13 protein-coding genes are annotated in these 18,988 nt (G+C 72.6%); 7 read left to right on the forward strand and 6 right to left on the reverse strand.

Going from position 1 to position 18,988, the window contains the following annotated elements; translation table 11 throughout:
* Positions 1–42: 42 nt before the first annotated feature.
* Positions 43–1,311 carry an extracellular solute-binding protein gene (locus ACZ4MH_RS32160; protein WP_351592047.1) on the reverse strand — a complete coding sequence of 423 codons (1,269 nt, stop codon included), beginning with the start codon at positions 1,309–1,311 and terminating at the stop codon, positions 43–45.
* Between the two features lie 228 nt (positions 1,312–1,539).
* Here ACZ4MH_RS32160 and ACZ4MH_RS32165 point away from each other — a divergent pair, with 228 nt between their 5' ends.
* The 3 genes from ACZ4MH_RS32165 to ACZ4MH_RS32175 are packed head-to-tail and all read left to right on the forward strand — an operon-like array spanning position 1,540 to position 5,131.
* Positions 1,540–3,174 (forward strand): glycoside hydrolase family 13 protein, encoded by a 1,635-nt coding sequence (locus ACZ4MH_RS32165; protein ID WP_351592050.1) that lies wholly within the window; start codon positions 1,540–1,542, stop codon positions 3,172–3,174.
* The gene (locus ACZ4MH_RS32170; RefSeq protein ID WP_351592053.1) at positions 3,155–4,276 is read left to right on the forward strand and encodes a LacI family DNA-binding transcriptional regulator; all 1,122 of its coding nucleotides are present in this window, start codon (positions 3,155–3,157) and stop codon (positions 4,274–4,276) included. Before ACZ4MH_RS32165 ends, ACZ4MH_RS32170 begins: the two co-directional genes overlap by 20 nt.
* A 36-nt stretch (positions 4,277–4,312) precedes the next feature.
* Complete coding sequence (locus ACZ4MH_RS32175; RefSeq protein WP_351592056.1) at positions 4,313–5,131, forward strand: phosphatase PAP2 family protein; 819 nt, start codon at positions 4,313–4,315, stop codon at positions 5,129–5,131.
* 30 nt (positions 5,132–5,161) lie between these two features.
* Here the strand turns inward: ACZ4MH_RS32175 and ACZ4MH_RS32180 are convergent, their stop codons facing one another.
* The gene (locus ACZ4MH_RS32180; RefSeq protein ID WP_351592059.1) at positions 5,162–6,793 is read right to left on the reverse strand and encodes an amidohydrolase; all 1,632 of its coding nucleotides are present in this window, start codon (positions 6,791–6,793) and stop codon (positions 5,162–5,164) included.
* 58 nt (positions 6,794–6,851) lie between these two features.
* Positions 6,852–8,330, reverse strand: coding sequence for an APC family permease (locus ACZ4MH_RS32185; protein WP_351592062.1), 1,479 nt, complete (start codon positions 8,328–8,330; stop codon positions 6,852–6,854).
* 162 nt (positions 8,331–8,492) lie between these two features.
* Here ACZ4MH_RS32185 and ACZ4MH_RS32190 point away from each other — a divergent pair, with 162 nt between their 5' ends.
* A complete protein-coding gene (locus ACZ4MH_RS32190; protein ID WP_351592065.1) occupies positions 8,493–9,176 on the forward strand; it encodes a TetR/AcrR family transcriptional regulator in 684 nt (227 codons plus the stop codon).
* A gap of 6 nt (positions 9,177–9,182) precedes the next feature.
* Here the strand turns inward: ACZ4MH_RS32190 and ACZ4MH_RS32195 are convergent, their stop codons facing one another.
* Together ACZ4MH_RS32195 and glnA are read right to left on the reverse strand one after the other, a co-directional pair.
* Entirely contained in the window at positions 9,183–12,206 is a 3,024-nt protein-coding gene (locus ACZ4MH_RS32195; protein WP_351592068.1) for a bifunctional [glutamine synthetase] adenylyltransferase/[glutamine synthetase]-adenylyl-L-tyrosine phosphorylase, read from the reverse strand.
* A 19-nt stretch (positions 12,207–12,225) separates the two neighbouring features.
* Positions 12,226–13,587, reverse strand: a complete 1,362-nt coding sequence (gene glnA / locus ACZ4MH_RS32200; RefSeq protein WP_030256929.1) for a type I glutamate--ammonia ligase — start codon at positions 13,585–13,587, stop codon at positions 12,226–12,228.
* A gap of 317 nt (positions 13,588–13,904) precedes the next feature.
* Between glnA and ACZ4MH_RS32205 the strand changes: the two genes are divergently transcribed.
* From ACZ4MH_RS32205 to ACZ4MH_RS32215, 3 genes are all read left to right on the forward strand, one after another.
* Positions 13,905–14,978: a trypsin-like serine peptidase gene (locus ACZ4MH_RS32205; protein WP_467754824.1), complete on the forward strand. Its 1,074-nt coding sequence runs from the start codon at positions 13,905–13,907 to the stop codon at positions 14,976–14,978.
* Positions 14,979–15,099: 121 nt separating this feature from the next.
* The gene (locus tag ACZ4MH_RS32210) at positions 15,100–16,851 is read left to right on the forward strand and encodes an NAD+ synthase (RefSeq protein WP_351592072.1); all 1,752 of its coding nucleotides are present in this window, start codon (positions 15,100–15,102) and stop codon (positions 16,849–16,851) included.
* A gap of 70 nt (positions 16,852–16,921) precedes the next feature.
* Positions 16,922–17,401: a nuclear transport factor 2 family protein gene (locus ACZ4MH_RS32215; protein WP_351592075.1), complete on the forward strand. Its 480-nt coding sequence runs from the start codon at positions 16,922–16,924 to the stop codon at positions 17,399–17,401.
* A gap of 109 nt (positions 17,402–17,510) precedes the next feature.
* Here the strand turns inward: ACZ4MH_RS32215 and ACZ4MH_RS32220 are convergent, their stop codons facing one another.
* Positions 17,511–18,719, reverse strand: a complete 1,209-nt coding sequence (locus ACZ4MH_RS32220; RefSeq protein ID WP_351592078.1) for an MFS transporter — start codon at positions 18,717–18,719, stop codon at positions 17,511–17,513.
* Positions 18,720–18,988 lie beyond the last annotated feature (269 nt).

Here is an 18,988-nt window from a genome sequence, read left to right on the forward strand (position 1 = left end):
TGCGCGCCGCCTTGCCGGACGGCTTCGTGGGGGCGAGTACCGTCACTTGTAGTCCTTGAGCAGCTTCCGGTAGGCGTCACCGGTGTTCTTGGCGGCCTGCTCCGGGGTGGCGCCGCCGGTGAGGACCTTGTTCATCTGGACCTTGACGGGCTCGAAGAGCGAGTTGCCCTCGGCGATCCAGGGGCGCTCGACGGCCTTCTCGACCGCCGGCCGGAAGAACTTCACCATCGTGTTGTCCTTGACGGACGGCACGGCGTAGACGGACTTACGGGTCGGCAGCAGGCTCAGCTTCTCGGTGGTCTGCTGCTGGACCTTGGCGGAGCTCATGTACTTCACGAACTCATAAGAGGCGTCGAGGTTCTTGGACCCGGCGTAGACGGAGAGGTTCCAGCCGCCCTGCGGGGAGCCCTGGGCCTTGCTGCCGCCGGGGACGGGCGCGACGCCGAGGTTGCCGCGGTCCTTGAACTCCTTGCCGGCCAGCGCGCCCTCGATGTCCCAGGGCCCGTCGATCGCCATCGCGACGTCGCCGTCCTTGAGGGCCTTGAGCTGGTTCTCCTGGCCGTCGGTGGCGTCGGTGACGGCGGCCTTGGAGTCCACCAGGTCCTTGATCGTCTTGAACGCCCGGACGCCGGCCGGGTCGTCGATGGCGACCTTCTTGGTCTTGTCGTCGACCATGTCGCCGCCCTCGCCGTAGAGGTAGGGCAGGAACCAGTACGGGTCGTCGCCGCGCAGGTAGAGCGCGGTGGCGCCGGTCTTGCTCTTGATCTTCTTGGCCGCGGCCTGCAGTTCCTCGAAGGTCTTGGGGACCCCGACGCCCGCCTCCTTCAGCAGCTTCTTGTTGTAGAAGAGCCCGAGGGTGTCGATGACCTGCGGCGCGGCATAGGTCTTGGCCTTGAAGCGGGTGCTGCCGGCCGCCTGCTCCAGGAAGTCCTCGTTCTTGTCCAGCGCGGGGGTGTTGTCCAGCGGCGCCAGGTAGCCGAGGTTGGCGAAGTCCGCGACCCAGGCGACCTCGGTCCGCATCACGTCCGGGGCCCCGGAGTTGCCGCCGGCCGCGTTCTTGAACTTGGCGTTGGCCTCGCCGAAGGGGACGTTCACGTACTTGACGTCGACGCCGGGGTGCTCGCGCTCGAAGCCCTCGGCGAGCTTCTTGTACGTCGCCTTCTCGGCGTCGTTCGAGGTGTCCCAGAAGGTGACGGTGCCCGACAGTTTGCCGCCGCTCTTCTGGTCGCTCCCGCCGCCGTCACCGCCGCACGCGGTCGCCGTCAGTGCCAGACCCGCGACCAGCGCGGTGGCCGCTATGCCACGTCGCATGTGAACTCCTTCTGGAAAGCCCGAGATACGCCGAGATACGCACGAGGTACGTAGGAATTCGCCCGAGAGGGCGTCAGGAACGTAACAGCGGCGAAAAGAAACCGAAAGAGCTTGCGGCAAATTTCTGCAAGACCACCGGAAGATGTTGCAGCCCGGTTACCTCGACCCGTCACCCCCGGCCCGCCGGGGCGTTGATCATCAGTAGCCCGATCGACCGAAGGACGGCCGATGACCGATGAGCTGACCTTTCCCTCCCCCGCCGCGCCGCCGGCCCCGGACCGCCCCGGCACGGGCTGGTGGCGCGACGCCGTCATCTATCAGATCTACGTACGGTCCTTCGGGGACGGTGACGGCGACGGCGTCGGGGACCTGCCCGGCGCCCGCGCCCGCCTGCCGTATCTGAAGGAGCTGGGCGTCGACGCGGTGTGGCTGACGCCGTTCTACGCGTCACCGCAGGCCGACGGCGGTTACGACGTCGCCGACCACCGCGTCGTCGACCCCCTCTTCGGCACCCTCGCCGACGCCGAGGCGTTCCTGCGCACCGCCCACGACCTGGCCTTGCGGGTCATCGTCGACATCGTCCCGAACCACACCTCCGACCGGCACCCGTGGTTCCGCGACCCGGACCTCGCCCGCGAGCGATACGTCTTCCGGCCGGGCCGCGGCCCGCACGGCGAGCTGCCGCCCAACGACTGGGAGTCCGTCTTCGGCGGCCCCGCCTGGACCCGCACCGACCGCGGCGACTGGTACCTCCACCTCTTCGCGCCCGAACAGCCCGACCTGGACTGGGAGCGCCCCGAGGTGCGCGCGGAGTTCGACGCGATCCTGCGCTTCTGGCTGGACCGCGGCGTCGACGGCTTCCGCATCGACGTGGCGCACGGCATGGTCAAGGCGCCGGGCCTGCCCGACGTCGGCCGCCGCCAGCAGGCCCGCCTCATCGGCACCGACGTGCTCCCCTTCTTCGACCAGGACGGCGTGCACGAAATCCACCGCCACTGGCGCCGCCTGCTCGACTCCTACCCGGGCGAGCGCATCGGCGTCGCCGAGGCCTGGGCCCCCGACGCCCGCCGGCTGGCCCGCTACGTACGCCCCGACGAGCTGCACCAGGCGTTCAACTTCCACTTCCTGCAAGCGGACTGGGACGCCGCAGCGCTCCGCGCCGTCATCGACGACTCGCTGGCCGCCACCTCCCTGGTCGGCGCGCCCACCACCTGGGTGCTCTCCAACCACGACGTCGTCCGCCACACCACCCGGCTCGGCGGCCTCGCGCGCGCCCGCGCCGCCACCCTCCTCATGCTCGCCCTCCCCGGCTCCGCCTACCTCTACCAAGGGGAGGAGCTGGGGCTCCCGGAGGTCACCGAACTGCCCGACGCGGTCCGCCAGGACCCGGCGTTCTTCCGCGGCGACGGCCAGGACGGCTTCCGCGACGGCTGCCGGGTGCCGCTCCCCTGGTCCGGTACGCAGGCGCCGTACGGCTTCGGGCCCGGCGGGAGCTGGCTGCCGCAGCCCGCGGGCTGGGCGGAGCTGACCGTCGAGGCGCAGACCGGCACCCCCGGCTCCACCCTGGAGCTGTACCGTGCCGCGCTCGCCTGGCGCCGCGCGCTGCCCGGCCTCGGCGACGGGCGGATGAGCTGGCTGGACGCGCCGGACGGCGTACTGGCGCTGCGCCGGCACGGCTTCGTGTGCGTACTGAACACCCGCGCCCGGCCGGTGGAGGTGTCGGGCGCGGGCCGCCCGCTGCTCGCGAGCGCGCCGCTGCGCACCGAGGACGGCAGGGTGTGCCTTCCCGGCGAATCCTGCGCGTGGTGGGCAAGCCGGATCCCGACCGGTAAGGTCGCCTTCCATGACCGCGCGCCTGGCTGACATCGCAGCACAGGCGGGTGTCAGCGAGGCCACCGTCAGCCGGGTGCTCAACGGCAAGCCCGGCGTCTCCGCCACCACCCGCCAGTCCGTACTCGCCGCACTGGACGTCCTGGGCTATGAGCGCCCGGTACGCCTGCGGCAGCGCAGCGCCGGGCTGGTCGGGCTGATCACGCCCGAGCTGGAGAACCCGATCTTCCCGGCGTTCGCGCAGGTCATCGGCCAGGCCCTGACCCGCCAGGGGTACACCCCGGTGCTCGCCACGCAGACCCCCGGCGGCTCGACCGAGGACGAGCTGACCGAGATGCTGGTGGACCGCGGCGTGGCCGGCATCATCTTCGTCTCCGGGCTGCACGCCGACACCACGGCGGACATGGGCCGGTACGAGGCGCTGCGCGGCCAGGGCGTGCCGTTCGTCCTGATCAACGGTTACTCGGACAAGGTGCAGGCGCCCTTCATCTCGCCGGACGACGGCGTGGCGATCTCCCTCGCGGTCACCCACCTCGCGGCCCTCGGCCACGAGCGGATCGGCCTCGCGCTCGGCCCGCGCCGCTTCGTGCCGGTACAGCGGAAGATCGAGGGCTTCCTGCGCAGCATGCGGGAGCAGCTGGGGATGGCCGCCGACGAGGCCGCGGAGCTGGTGCAGCACTCCCTCTACACGCTCGAAGGCGGGCAGGCCGCGGCCGGCGCGCTGCTGGAGCGCGGCTGCACGGCGGTGGTCTGCGCGAGCGACATGATGGCGCTCGGCGCGATCCGGGCGGCCCGGCAGCGCGGCCTGGAGGTGCCCGACGACGTCTCGGTGGTGGGGTACGACGACTCCCCGCTGATCGCGTTCACCGACCCGCCGCTGACCACCATCCGGCAGCCGGTGCAGGCCATGGGGCAGGCGGCGGTGCGGGCCCTGCTGGAGGAGGTCGGCGCCGGCCTGCCGGAGGGCCCGCCGGAGTCGTCGCGGGCCCCGTTGCGTACCGAGTTCGTCTTCCATCCGGAGCTCGTGGTGCGCGGTTCGACGGCCTCGGCGCGGCGCACCGACCCCGACGGCGGTGGGGGTGCGGCGTCCCCCTACGGGGCGAGAAAGGCTGTCCAGGACCCGACTCCAGGATGATCGGGTCTCACCCGATTTCTGGCAGACTGTCGGGCTATGGGTGATGCCAACGCGAGGATCCTGGACGGCCGGACGAGCGCAGCACCGACACCCCCTGCGCAGCGTTCCGGCCCGCCTCGCGGACGGGCGGCCGCCGCCCGGGTGCGCGGCGTCGCAAGACCTCGACTGTGGTTCGAGATCCTGCTGATCGCGGTCAGCTACTGGACGTACTCCCTGATCCGCAACGCCGTGCCGGAGCAGAAGACGCAGGCGCTGAGAAACGCCGACTGGGTCTGGCGGGCCGAGCACAGCATCGGCATCGCGGTCGAACACACCGTCAATCACGCGATGAACGCCGTGACCTGGCTGATCGTCGCGATGAACTACTACTACGCCACGCTGCACTTCATCGTCACCGTCGGCGTCCTGGTCTGGCTCTACCGCCGGCACCCCGGCCGCTACGCCGCCTCCCGGCTGGTCCTCTTCCTCACCACCGCGGTCGCCCTGCTCGGCTACTACTTCTTCCCCCTCGCGCCGCCCCGCCTGATGCCCGGCGGGCACTTCATCGACACGGTCATGGTGCACGACACCTGGGGCTCGATGGCCTCGGGGAACCTGGCGAGCATGTCCAACCAGTACGCGGCGATGCCCTCGATGCACATCGGCTGGTCCCTGTGGTGCGGCCTCACCCTCGCGCTGCTGGCGCGGCACACGTGGGTACGGGTGCTGGGCGCGCTGTATCCCGTGCTGACCCTGCTGGTGATCGTCTCCACCGCCAACCACTTCTGGCTGGACGCGGTGGGCGGCGTGCTCTGCCTGGCGTTGGCCTTCGCAGCCGCCCACCTCTGGTACAAATCAAGCCGGTCCGGCGTTTGAGGACAGCCCGGCGAAGCCGGGCTCAGCGCATCAGCCCACCGCGCGGTGCACGACAAACCCACCGGTCATGGTGAGCGCCACCGGTGCCTGCCCCACCTCGTCGGCCGGGGCCTCGACCGGGTCCACGCCGAGCGCGGTGAGATCCGCCCGGAACCCGGGTGCGACGCGCCCCCCGTACGACTCCTCGCCAACGGCGAGCGCCGCGTGCGAGGTCATGCCCTCCAGCGCCATCTCCCCCGTCAGCGCCTGCTCGACGGTGACCGGCGCGGTCTCCGGCGACCCGGCCGGGCGGCGCAGCCGGGCGGTCGCGAGCACGCCCCGCGGGTCGTAGTGCGCGATCGGCCAGTCGGAGCCGAGGACCAGTACGGCGCCCGCGTCCCGCAGGTCGCGGCAGCGCCAGGCGCGCGCGGCCCGCTCCTCGCCGACCCGCTTGGACCACTCGTCGGTGTGGTCGGCGCGGGTGTACGCGGTGTGGGTGGGCTGCATGGAGGCGGCCACCCCGAGCGCGGCGAACCGCGGCAGCTGCTCGCTCGGCACGGTCTCGATGTGCTCGATGCGGTGGAGCCCGCGCTGCGCCGGGTCGCCCAGCGCCTCGACCGTGTCCAGGACGTGCCGGACCGCCGCGTCTCCGATGGCGTGCGTGGCGGTCCGTACACCGGCCCGCGCGAGGTGGTGCACGGCGCGGGTGTACGCGGCGGGATCCGGCCAGAACGCCTCGGTGCCCTGGCCGTGGCAGTCGGCGTGTTCCAGCCAGGCCGTGCCGCCCTCGACCGTGCCGTCCATGAAGAACTTCACGCCGCCCACCTGCCAGTGCCGCCCGGCCCGCCGCTGAAGCGCGATCAGGTCGTCCAGGCCCGCCGTGTCCGTGCCCGGCATGCACCAGGGCGCTCTCCGCAGCCGCACCGGCAGTTCGCCGTCGGCCTCGATGCCGGTCAGCAGGTCCAGTACGTCCTGGCCCTCCAGGTCCATGACGTGCGCGCCGGTCAGGCCGGTCGCCGCCATCCCGCGCAGCACGGTGAGCAGCCGGGTGCTCCGCTCGGCGGCGCCGGGGCGGGGCACCACGGGCAGCATGAGGTCCATCGCGGCGTGCTCGACGAGGTACCCGGTGGGCCGTCCGTCCGGGTCGCACACGATCTCGGCGCGCTGCGCGAAGGCGCGCGGCCCGTCGATGCCGGCGGCGGCCAGCGCGGGGCCCGTGGCCAGCGCGGAGTGCCCGTCGTAGAGGCGGAGGAAGGCGGGCACGCCGCCGAGGGCCGGTTCGATCAGGTCGCGGTGGACGGGCCGGCCGCCGAAGGTGTTGTGGTCCAGGCCGTATCCCATGACCCACGCGCCGCGGCCGGCCGCGCGCGCCGCGCCGGCGAGCGCGTCCCGCAGCGCGTCCAGGTCCCGGCAGCCGGAGAGGTCGAGTCCGGTGGCCATCTCGCCGCCCCAGACGGGGTGGCTGTGGCCGTCGACCAGACCGGGGGTGAGGGTGGCCCCGGCCAGGTCGATCACCTCGGTGTCCGGGCCGCGCCAGTCCCGTACGTCGTGCTCCTCGCCGACGGCGGCGATCCGGCCGTCCTTGACGGCGACGGCGCCCGCCCAGGGCCGGGCGGGATCGAGGGTGCGGATGCGGGCGCCGGTCAGGACGGTGTCGGCGGCGGCGCTGCGGGGCTCGGACACTGCTTCGGATCTCCTTGCGAAACGGGTGCGGGGGGTTGTGGCGGTGCGGCCGTCGTGGTCAGTCGGCGGGCTCGGCGGCGAACTCCGCGTACACCGCGGGGCGGCTGCGGCGGAAGCGCACGGCGATCAGGACGCCGACGGCGAAGGCGGCGGGGACGGTGAGGACCAGGGCGGTGTTGGTCGCGAGGGGGGCCGCGGTCATCAGCCCGATCTTGGCGATGACCAGCCAGAGCGCGCCCGCCATCAGCACGGTGGCGGCGATCGGCGCGATGAGCGTGCGCCAGCGGCCCTCCTGGTGCCGGATGCCGCGGAAGAAGAACGGGATGGCGACCGCGGTGATCCCCTGGAGGGTCAACAGGCCCAGCATTCCAGGAGTGTTCATCCACAGCAGCAGCTGCTGGTACGGGTCGGCGCCGGCGAGCGCGAAGCCCGCGACGACCAGCAGCGCGAGGATGCTCTGCAGCACCCCGGCGACGTACGGGGAGCGGTGCTTGGGGTGCACCCTGCCGAGCGCCGGCGGCAGCACGCCCTCCTGGGCGAGCGCCAGCCCGTAACGGTTGATCGCGTTGTGGAAGGCCAGCTGCGAGGCGAGGATGCTGGTCACGATGAAGACGTGCATCAGGTCGGCGGCCCACGCCCCGACGTAGTGCGTGGTGGCGGTGAAGAAGAGCCCGGCCGGGTCGGCGGCGATCGCCTTCAGGACCTTCGTGCCGCCGTACGCCTGGATGACGACCCAGACGCTGAAGGCGTAGAAGAGGCCGAGGAAGCCGACGGCGAAGTAGGTGGCGCGCGGGATGGTGCGGCCGGGGTCGCGGGCCTCGCGGCGGTAGATGGCGGTGGACTCGAAGCCGGTGAAGGCGGCGAAGGCGAAGGCCAGTACCGCCCCGGTGCCGGGTACCAGGACGTTGCCGGGGGTGAAGGAGTCCAGCGCCAGGCCCTCGGCGCCGCCGTCCAGCAGCACCCCGCCGGCCAGCAGCACGAGGATGCCGGTCTCGGCGACCAGCAGGACACCGAGCACCTTGGCGCCGAAGTCGATGGAGCGGTAGCCCAGGTACCAGATGACGAAGACGCCGCCGAGCGCGATCGGCGGCCAGGGCACATGAATGCCCCACAGGGCTTCGAGCGCGTCCTGGGTGCCGGTGGCGAGCAGTCCGTACACGCCGATCTGCATGCCGTTGTACGCGAGCAGGGCCAGCGTGGCGGCGCCGAAGCCGGCCGGGCGGCCGAGGCCCCGGGTGATGAACGCGTAGAAGCCGCCGCCGTGCTTCACGTGCCGGGTCATGGCGGTGAAGCCGACCGCGAAGAGGGCGAGGGTGGCACCGGCGAGGAGGTAGCCGACGGGGGCGCCGATGCCGCCGATGCCGATGGCGAGCGGCGCGACGCCGGCCATGACGGTGAGCGGCGCGGCTGCGGAGACCACGAAGAAGGCGATGTCGGCGACGCCGAGGGTGCCCTTGCGGAGGGCGGGGGCGCTCTCGCCGGGTGGTGCTGTGTCGTGCTGTGGCGACCCGTCGCGGGTCCCGGACTCTACGGCCATGCGCTCTTGCCCTTCTGCTGCGGGAGAGGGGTGGGGCGGTCCGGCACGTACACAGGTGGAACGGCAGCATGACCGCGGGCGAAAACCTAAAGCCTTTCGGTTTTCGGCAATGTAGTCGCCGCCGTACGATTCGGGAAGACCTCACGGGCGGGAGATCAGAACATGGGGCGGCCGCGGAAGGCCCTGCTGGACCGGGAGCGCATCGGTGCCACGGCGCTCGAACTCGTCGATGAAAAAGGCGACTTCAGCGTGCCGGAGGTGGCCCGCAGGCTGGGTGTGCAGACCGCCTCGGTGTACCACCATGTGGACGGCCGGGCCGGCGTGATCGAACTATTGCGGGAGCGCGTCACCGACGCCATCGAACTGGACACGCTGAGCGGCGTGCCCTGGGACACCGCCCTGGAGCGCTGGGCGCGCTCCTACCGGGCCGCCTTCGCCGCCCACCCGCGGACGATCCCGATGCTCATGACCTCACCGGTGCGCGCCCCGCGGGTGCTCGCGCAGTACGAGTCCGTGGCCGGGCTGCTGCTGGCCGCGGGCTTCCCGCCGGCCCTCGTGCTGCCGGTCATCACGGGGCTGGACAACCTCGTCCTGGGCTCGGCGCTGGACATGTCGGCGCCGGACACGATGTGGGACGTCGAAGCAGGCACCGCCGTGCCCCGCCTGGCGGCGGCACAGGCCGCCACCGGCCCGGACCGCGCCGACCAGGCATTCGACCTGACCCTGGCGGGGTTCCTGGAGTACTGCAGAAACCTGCGCCCCGTCAGGGGCGCGGGGAACTGCGCGAGCAACCACAGCGGCGCCGCGGACGGGCGCGGCGAGAACGGGGCAGACGGGGCGTCGTAAAGGGACTCACCCTCCGTAGAACAGCTCCTCGACGACCCCCCGCGCCCGCCGCGTGATCCGCCGATAGTCGTCGAGCATCTCCCCCACGTGCCCCTCCTCGTACCCGAGGTAGCGGCCCACCGCGGCCAGCTCCCGGCCGTCGCCGGGGAAGGTGTCGCCCGGGCGGCCGCGCACCAGCATCACCGCGTTGCGCACGCGCGTCGCCAGCACCCACGCCTCGTCCAGCGTCCGCGCGTCCTCCGCGCCGATCAGCCCGGCGTCCCGCGCCGCGGCCAGCGCCGGGCGGGTCCGGGTCGTCCGCAGCGCCGGCTCTTCGTGGCCGTGCCGCAGCTGGAGCAGCTGTACCGTCCACTCCACGTCGCTGAGGCCGCCGCGCCCCAGCTTCGTGTGCATCGTCGGGTCGGCGCCGCGCGGCAGCCGCTCGGACTCCATCCGCGCCTTGAGCCGGCGGATCTCGCGTACCGCGTCCTCGCCCAGCCCCGCGCGCGGATACCGCAGCGGGTCCACCAGCTCGGTGAACCGCCGCCCGACCTCCGCGTCGCCCGCGACCGGCTCGGCGCGCAGCAGCGCCTGGGACTCCCAGGTCAGCGCCCAGCGGCGGTAGTACGCGGCGTAGGAGGCGAGCGACCGGACCAGCGGGCCGGTCTTGCCCTCGGGGCGCAGGTCCGCGTCGATCACCAGCGGCGGGTCGGAGGAGGGCAGCTGAAGCAGCCGGCGCATCTCGTTGGCCACCCCGAACGCGGCCTTGGCGGCCTCCTGCTCGTCGGCCCCCTCGCGCGGCTCGTGCACGAACAGCACGTCCGCGTCCGAGCCGTAGTTCAGCTCGTGGCCGCCGAAGCGGCCCATGCCGATCACCGCGAAGCGGGTCGGCAGCGTGTCGCCCCACCGCTCGCGCACCGCGGCCCGCAGCGCGCCCGCGACCGTCGCGGCGTTCAGGTCGGTCAGCGCCGAGCCGACCGCGTCCACGGCCTGCCCGTGGTCCTCCTCGGCGGGACTGGCCTCCGTGCCGTACGCGCCGATCAGGTCGGCGGCCGCGGTGCGGAACAGCTCGCGGCGGCGCACCCCGCGGGCCGCCGCCACCGCCTGCTCCGCGCCGTCCGCGCGGCCGACCGCGGCCAGCACCTCCTGCTCCAGCGCGGCACGGGCGCGCGGCTTGAGGCCGTCCGGCGCGCCGAGCAGCGCGACCGCCTCGGGGGCACGCAGCAGCAGGTCGGGGGCGAGCCGGCCGGCCGACAGCACCCGGGCGAGGTTCTCGGCGGCCGCGCCCTCGTCGCGCAGCAGCCGGAGGTACCAGGGCGTCTTGCCGAGCGCGTCGGAGACCTTGCGGAAACCCAGCAGCCCGGCGTCCGGGTCGGCGGAGTCGGCGAACCAGCCCAGCAGCACCGGCATCAGGGTGCGCTGGATGGCGGCCTTGCGGGAGACGCCGGAGGCCAGCGCCTCCAGGTGGCGCAGCGCGCCCACCGGGTCCTCGTAGCCGAGCGCTTCCAGACGCTGCCCGGCGGCCTTCGCGGAGAGCCGGATCTCGCCCGGCTCCAGGACGGCGACGGCGTCCAGCAGCGGGCGGTAGAACAGCTTCTCGTGCAGCCGGCGCACCTCGCGCGCGTGCCACTTCCACTCCTTGCGGAGGGTGTCGACCGGCTCGGTGCGCATGCCGAGCGAGCGGGCGAGCCGGCGCAGGTCGTGCTCGTCCTCGGGCATCAGGTGCGTGCGGCGCAGCTTGTACAGCTGGATGCGGTGTTCCAGCGTGCGCAGGAAGCGGTACGCGGCGTCCAGCGCGGTGGCGTCCTGGCGGCCGACGTACCCGCCGGCGGCGAGCGCCTTCAGCGCGTCCAGGGTGGTGGCGCTGCGCAGCGTGGCGTCGCTGCGGCCGTGCACCAACTGCAGGAGCTGCACGGCGAATTCGACGTCCCGCAGGCCGCCCGGGCCGAGCTTGAGCTCGCGGTCGACCTGCCCGGCGGGGATGTTGGCGACGACCCGGCGGCGCATCTGGCGGACGTCGACGATGAAGTTCTCGCGCTCGGCGGCCTGCCAGACCAGCGGGGTGACGGCGTCGACGTACTCCTGCCCGAGGACGGGGTCGCCGGCCACCGTGCGGGCCTTCAGCAGCGCCTGGAACTCCCAGGTCTTGGCCCAGCGTTGGTAGTACGCGAGGTGACTGCTCAGGCTCCGGACGAGCGGGCCGTTGCGGCCCTCGGGGCGGAGGTTGGCGTCGACGGGCCAGATCGTGCCCTCGGGCGTGACGTCGGAGCAGACCCGCATCATGCGGGCGGCGAGCCGGGTCGCGGCCTGCAGCGCCGGGGCCTCCTCGACGCCGTCCTTGGGCTCGGCGACGAAGATGACGTCCACGTCGGAGACGTAGTTCAGCTCGTGGCCGCCGCACTTGCCCATGCCGATGACGGCGAGCCGGCTGACGGCCGCGTCCCCCGGCTGCTCCTCGGAGGCGATCTCCAGCGCGGCCCGCAGCGTGGCGGTGGCCAGGTCCGCCAGCTCCGCCGCGGTCTGCGCCACGTCGATCGTGCCGCACACGTCACGCGCCGCGATGCCCAGCAGCGCGCGCCGGTACGCGGCCCGCAGCGCGTCCTCCCGGGACAGCCCGGCGCCCCGCTCGCCCCAGACGCCCTCGGCGAGCGCCTGCTCGAACTCCGGGGTGGTGGGGTGCAGGTCGGCCGACTCGTAGGTGGCCAGCGACTCCCAGTCCCTGGGGTGCCGCACGAGGTGGTCGCCGAGCGCCTCCGAGGCCCCCAGCACGCCCAGCAGCCGGTCCCGCAGCGGCTTGGCGGTGACCAGCGTGGACAGCAGCCGCTGCTGGTCCTCCTCCGGCTGCGCCTCGGCCAGCCGGACCAGGCTCACGAGTGCCTGGTCCGGGTCGGCGGTGGCCCCGAGCGCTTCGAGGAGCACCGAGTCGGACCGTACGGAGGACAGTGCGGGGGCGTCCAGCAGCCGCCCGGCCGCCTGCGGATCGGTGAATCCGTACCGCAGCAGCCGGGTGAACGTGCTGCTCCGCCGTCCCTGCGGAGCGGGAAGTGCCATCGGGCGGGGGCCTCTCGGGTCAGAGCACAGGCAGCATCTTGCGCAGCTCGAAGGCGGTGACCTCCGACCTGTACTCCTCCCACTCCTGCTTCTTGTTGCGGAGGAAGAAGTCGAAGACGTGCTCGCCCAGGGTCTCCGCGAGCAGTTCGCTGCGCTCCATGAGGGAGATGGCCTCGCCGAGGTTCTGCGGCAGCGGCTCGATGCCCATCGCGCGCCGCTCGGCATCCGACAGGGCCCACACGTCGTCGTCGGCGCCGGCGGGGAGTTCGTACCCCTCCTCGATGCCCTTGAGCCCGGCGGCCAGCAGCACCGCGTACGTCAGGTACGGGTTGGCGCCGGAGTCGATGGAGCGCACCTCGACCCGCGTCGAGCCCATCTTGCCGGGCTTGTACATGGGGACCCGGATCAGCGCGGAGCGGTTGTTGTGGCCCCAGCAGATGTACGAGGGGGCCTCGCCGCCGGCGCCCGCCGGGCGGTTGGCGCCGCCCCAGATCCGCTTGTAGGAATTCACCCACTGGTTGGTGATCGCGGAGGTCTCCGCCGCGTGCCGCAGCAGGCCCGCGATGAAGGACCGGCCGACCTTGGAGAGCTGGTACTCGGCGCCCGACTCGTGGAAGGCGTTGCGGTCGCCCTCGAAGAGCGAGAGGTGGGTGTGCATGCCGGAGCCGGGGAACTCCGAGAACGGCTTCGGCATGAAGGTCGCCTGCACGCCCTGCTCCAGCGCGACCTGCTTCATGACCAGGCGGAAGGTCATGATGTTGTCGGCGGTCGAGAGCGCGTCGGCGTAGCGCAGGTCGATCTCCTGCTGCCCCGGCGCACCCTCGTGGTGGCTGAACTCCACCGAGATGCCCATGGACTCCAGCATCGTGATCGCCTGGCGCCGGAAGTCCATGCCGACGTTCTGCGGGGTGTGGTCGAAGTAGCCGGAGGAGTCGGCGGGGGTGGGCCGGCCGCCGTCCACCGGCTTGTCCTTCAGCAGGAAGAACTCGATCTCGGGGTGGGTGTAGAAGGTGAACCCGAGGTCGGAGGTCTTGGCCAGAATGCGCTTGAGGACGTAGCGCGGGTCGGCGTAGGACGGGGAGCCGTCCGGCATGAGGATGTCGCAGAACATCCGGGCGGTGCCGGGGGCCTCGGCGCGCCACGGCAGGATCTGGAAGGTGCCGGGGTCGGGCTTGGCGATCATGTCGGACTCGTAGACCCGCGCGAAGCCCTCGATCGCCGAGCCGTCGAAGCCGATGCCCTCGTCGAAGGCCTGCTCCAGCTCGGCGGGGGCCACCGCAACGGACTTCAGGAAGCCGAGCACATCGGTGAACCACAGCCGTACGAAGCGGATGTCGCGCTCCTCCAGCGTGCGGAGCACGAACTCCTGCTGCTTGTCCATGTTCACCAATCCTTGCAGGTCGAACGGCCTGTCCACGCCCATCGCCCTGAGCGGGGCGCGGCACGCCAGTATCGCGTGCGGGGGTTACCGTCACATTACGTTGTCGCGGCCCCTTCGGGCAGGCCCGGGGGCCGTACGGGGTTTCGCGTTCCCCGGCGGTTCCGGCCAAACCCTTGACGCGCCCCTGACAGCGGTGTCCGGGCGGTGGGACGCTGCCTCTGCACATCGCTGTACATCCGCTCCGCTCCGGGCCGCCGGCCGGCGGTCCGTACGTCGTGGTCCGCGCACCCGCGGGACCATCGCATCAGGGGGTACGCGTGAGACACACCGTCCAGGGCACCGGCACCGGCACCGGCCGGCGCCACCGCTCCCGCACGTCCGGCGCCGCGATATCCGGCCGGGCGTCCGCCCGGATCACCGCCGCGGCGCTGCTCGCCGCCGGCACCCTCTGCGCCACGGCGCTGCAGGCCCCCGCGGCCGGCGCCGCCGAACCGCCCGGCACCTCCGCCGCGCAGAACGCGAAGAAAGCGGCCGCCTTCTGGACGGCGGACCGTATGCGCGCGGCGAAGCCGCTCGATCTGCTGTCCGGCGCCCGGAAGAAGCTCACCGCCGCGGCCGCCCGCGCGGCGTCCGGCCCGCCCGCGCACGCCGTGCCGCGCGGCAAGAAGGCGGCCGTGCCCCCGTCCCTGCCATTACCCGCCGTGACGTCCTTCCCGCAGGCCGGCGGCCCGTGGACCGGCGGCGGCAAGGTCACCAGTACCACCGGCCGGGTCTTCTTCACGTACAAGGGCCGCCAGGCGTCCTGCTCCGGTGACGCGGTGAACAGCAAGAACGGCAGTACGGTCCTCACCGCGGGGCACTGCGTGAAGCTGGAGGGCGCCTGGCACACCAACTGGGTCTTCGTGCCCGGCTACAAGGACGGCCAGGCACCGCACGGCAAGTGGGCCGCGACCAAGACCCTCTCCACCCCGCAGTGGACCGCGAGCGAGGACATCAATTACGACGTCGGCGCCGCGGTCGTCGCCCCCGTGGACGGCAAGCGCCTCACCGACGAGGTCGGCGGCCAGGGCGTCGCCTTCAACACCGGCTACCTCAAGAAGATGTACGCGTTCGGCTACCCGGCCGCGGCCCCCTACGACGGCAGCAAGCTCATCTACTGCAGCGGCACCACCATCAAGGACCCGACCTTCTCCAAGGACCACGGGCTGGCCTGCAACATGACCGGCGGCTCCAGCGGCGGGCCGTGGTTCACCCAGTTCGACGAGGCCACCGGCACCGGGCTGCAGTCCTCGGTGAACAGCTTCGGCTACACCTTCCTGCCCAACACGATGTTCGGTCCGTACTTCGGCGACGACGCGAAGGAGCTGTACAACCGGGCGCAGGGGAGCTGAGCCCTCCGCAGCGGCGGGGCGGGCCCCGAAACCGGCGGCACAGACCCGGGACCCGCCCCGGCAACACCCCCGGAACACGACCGCCCCACATAACGTCAGTACGACGATTACACTCGGCCGCGTGCCTCAACTTCGCCTCGCTCTGCATCAGACCGATTTCTGTGTGGGCGACATCGCCCGGAACGCCGAGACGATCGTGCGCCGTACCCGGGAGGCAGCCGGGCAGGGCGCGCATCTGGCGGCGTTCCCCGAGATGGCGCTGACCGGCTACCCCGTCGAGGACCTCGCGCTGCGGCCCTCCTTCGTCGAGGCGAGCCGTAGCGCGCTGCGCGCCCTGGCCGCCCGGCTGGCCGACGAGGGCCTCGGCGAGACCGCCGTCGTCACCGGCTATCTGGACCGCTGCGACCGGGCCCAGCCGCTGTACGGGCGGCCCGCCGGTGCCCCGCAGAACGCCGCGGCCGTGCTGCACCGCGGCCGGGTCGCGCTCACCTTCGCCAAGCACCACCTGCCCAACTACGGCGTCTTCGACGAGTACCGCTACTTCGTGCCCGGCGACACGCTCCCCGTCGTCCGGCTGCACGGCGTCGACATCGCCCTCGCCATCTGCGAGGACCTGTGGCAGGACGGCGGCCGGGTGCCCGCGGCCCGTACCGCCGGTGCCGGGCTGCTGCTGTCCATCAACGCCTCCCCGTACGAGCGGGACAAGGACGACACCCGGCTGGAGCTGGTGCGCAAGCGCGCCCAGGAGGCCGGCTGTACGACGGCGTATCTGGCGATGACCGGCGGCCAGGACGACCTGGTCTTCGACGGCGACTCGATCGTGGTGGACGCGGCGGGCGAGGTGCTCACCCGCGCCCCGCAGTTCACCGAGCGGTGCCTCCTCCTCGATCTGGAGCTGCCGGCCGCGGCGCCCGAGCCGCCGTCCGGCACCGTCGACGACGGCCTGCGCGTCGACCACGTCACCCTCTCCGACAGCCCGCTCCCGGCCTACGACCCGCTGCCGCTGCCCGCCGAGGCGCCCCGGCTGGACGCCTCCGAGGAGATCTACGGCGCGCTGGTGATGGGCCTGCGGGCGTACATCACCAAGAACAATTTCAGCAGCGTGGTGATCGGCCTCTCCGGGGGCATCGACTCGGCGCTGGTCGCGGCGCTCGCCGTGGACGCGCTCGGCCCGGAGCACGTGCACGGCGTCTCCATGCCGTCCCGGTACTCCTCCGGGCACTCCAAGGACGACGCCGCCGAACTGGCCCACCGCACCGGACTGCACTACCGCACGGTCCCCATCGGGCCGATGTTCGACGCGTACATGGGAGCCCTCCCGCTCACGGGGCTGGCCGAGGAGAACCTCCAGTCCCGCATCCGCGGCACGACGCTGATGGCGATCTCCAACCAGGAGGGCCACCTGGTCCTCGCCCCCGGCAACAAGTCCGAGCTGGCGTGCGGCTATTCCACGCTCTACGGCGACTCCGTGGGCGCGTTCGGCCCGATCAAGGACGTCTACAAGACGGTCGTCTTCCAGCTCGCGAACTGGCGCAACCGGGCGGCCGTCGCCCGCGGCGAGACCCCGCCCATCCCGGAGAACTCGATCACCAAGCCGCCCAGCGCGGAGCTGCGCCCGGGCCAGGTCGACACCGACTCCCTCCCCGACTACCCCACCCTCGACGCCATCCTGGACCTCTACGTCGACCGCGATCTCGGCCACGCGGAGATCATCGCGCGCGGCTTCGACCCGGAGCTGGTCACGCGCGTCCTCCGGCTCGTCGACACCGCCGAGTACAAGCGCCGCCAGTACCCGCCGGGCACCAAGATCTCCGCAAAGGGCTTCGGCAAGGACCGCCGCCTCCCGACCACCAACCGGTGGCGGGAGGGGTGAGCGCCGCTGCTTGAGCCCTCCTGGTACCGGCGCTTGACCTCAAGTGCGCTTGAGGCAGCAGGCTCGGGTCATGACCACATCACAGGACCACGCCGAGATCTCCCTGCTCGTCAGCCGCTTCTTCCGCGCCCTGGACGAGCGCAAGTTCGACGCGGGGTGGGCCCGCTCCTACGTCACGGACGACGTCCGTACGGTGACGCCCATCGGTACGGCCGAGGGCGCCGACGTGGTGCGACACACCGAGGAGGCGATCGGGCGGTTCGCGCGCACCCAGCACGTCTCCGCCGATGTCCTCGTCGACGCCGACGCCGCGTCGGAGGAGGCCACCGCGTCCTGGAACGCGCTGATGACCCACGTGCACCACCCCGCCACCCTGGAGCGGCGCGGCCCTGGGGCCGACCCCCTGTTCACGGTCGGCGGCCGCTGGGAGGCCCGCCTGCGCCGCACGGCGGATGGCTGGCGGATCTCCCGGATGGCCGTCGAGGCGATCTGGACCACGGGGCAGCCCCCGGTCCTCCCCGAGGGCGTGGAGCCGGTACTGCCCCGATGACCCGGCACGGTCATCCGGCCGCCGGAAGCGGGACGCGCCGCGGAAACGGGAACGGCCGGCGGGACGCCACGGGGGCGCCCCGCCGGCCGGGCCGTCGGAACCGCGGTGCTCAGCCGAGCCGGGCAGGTTCGTGGCGGGCCTTGTCGTCGCTGGTGGCGATGATGCGGGAGCGGCCGGGGTCGCGGTCCATGACACCGGCCGTCACCGCGATGGCGAGGCCGACGACCGCGAGGACCGCGCCGACGAGGGTCGGGGAGGTCCAGCCCCAGTGCGCGGCGATCGCGACGCCGCCGAGCCAGGCACCGCCCGCGTTCGCGAGGTTGAACGCGGAGTGGTTGGAGGCGGAGGCGAGCGTCGGGGCGTGCTCGGCCTTGCGCATGACCAGCATCTGCAGGGGCGTGGTGGTCATGAAGCCGACCGCGCCCAGGACGACGACGGTGACCAGGGCCGCCCACTTCACATGCACGGTGAAGTCGAAGACGACGAGCGTGACGGCCAGCGCGCCGAGCGAGCCGTACAGGGTCGGGCGCAGCGCCCGGTCGGTCAGCGGGCCCGCGGCGAGCGCGCCGAGGGTCATGCCGATGCCGAAGAGGGCGAGCACCACCGGGACGGTCGACTCGGTGAAGCCGGTGACCTTGGTCATCATCGACGCGAGGTAGCTGTAGACGGCGAAGACGCCCGCGAAGCCGAAGACCGCGGTGAGCAGGCCGAGCAGTACCTGGCGGTTGCCCAGCGCCCGGATCTCCTGCCTCACGCCGTTCTGCTCGTCGCGCGGCACGTACGGGACGAGCTTGGCCAGCGAGGCCATGGCGACCAGCCCGATGGCGGCGACGACCAGGAAGGTCGCGCGCCAGCCGAGGTGCTGGCCGAGCAGGGTCGCGGCGGGCACGCCGACGATGTTGGCGATGGTCAGGCCGAGGAACATCGTGGCGACCGCGCGGGCCTGCCGGCCTTCCTTGACCAGCCGGGCGGCGACGACCGCCCCGACACCGAAGAACGCGCCGTGCGGCAGACCGGCCAGCAGCCGGCCCGCGATGAGCATGCCGAAGTTCGGGGCGAGCGCGGACGCGAGGTTGCCGGCCGTGAAGACCGCCATCATCAGCAGCAGCATCCGCTTGCGGGGGATGCGCGAGCCGAGCGCGGTCAGCAGCGGGGCGCCGATGACGACGCCGAGGGCGTAGGCGGAGACGAGGTAGCCGGCGGTGGGCACGCTGGTGCCCAGGTCGTTCGCGACGTTGGGCAGCAGGCCCATCATCACGAACTCAGTGGTGCCGATACCGAAGGCCGAGATCGCGAGCGCGAGCAGAGCCAAGGGCATGAGTGACCTTTCAGGATCAAAGGGGCGCGCCCGTAGTGGCGCGCGGAGACAGGGACAGCCTTAAGTTCTCTACGGGAACAAAGTCTCTCAGGAAATTCATTCCGCCGCGCGAACGGGACGTTACGGGCGGAAGTCCTGGGCCCGATGAGGGGAAAATGAGGGAAACGCGGCGGGGGGGGGGGGGGGGGGGGGGGGCCCCCCCCCCCCCCCCCCCCCCCCCCCCCCCCCCCCCCCCCCCCCCCCCCCCCCCCCCCCCCCCGAAAAGGGGA

This window comes from Streptomyces sp. NPDC026301, from assembly GCF_055567935.1.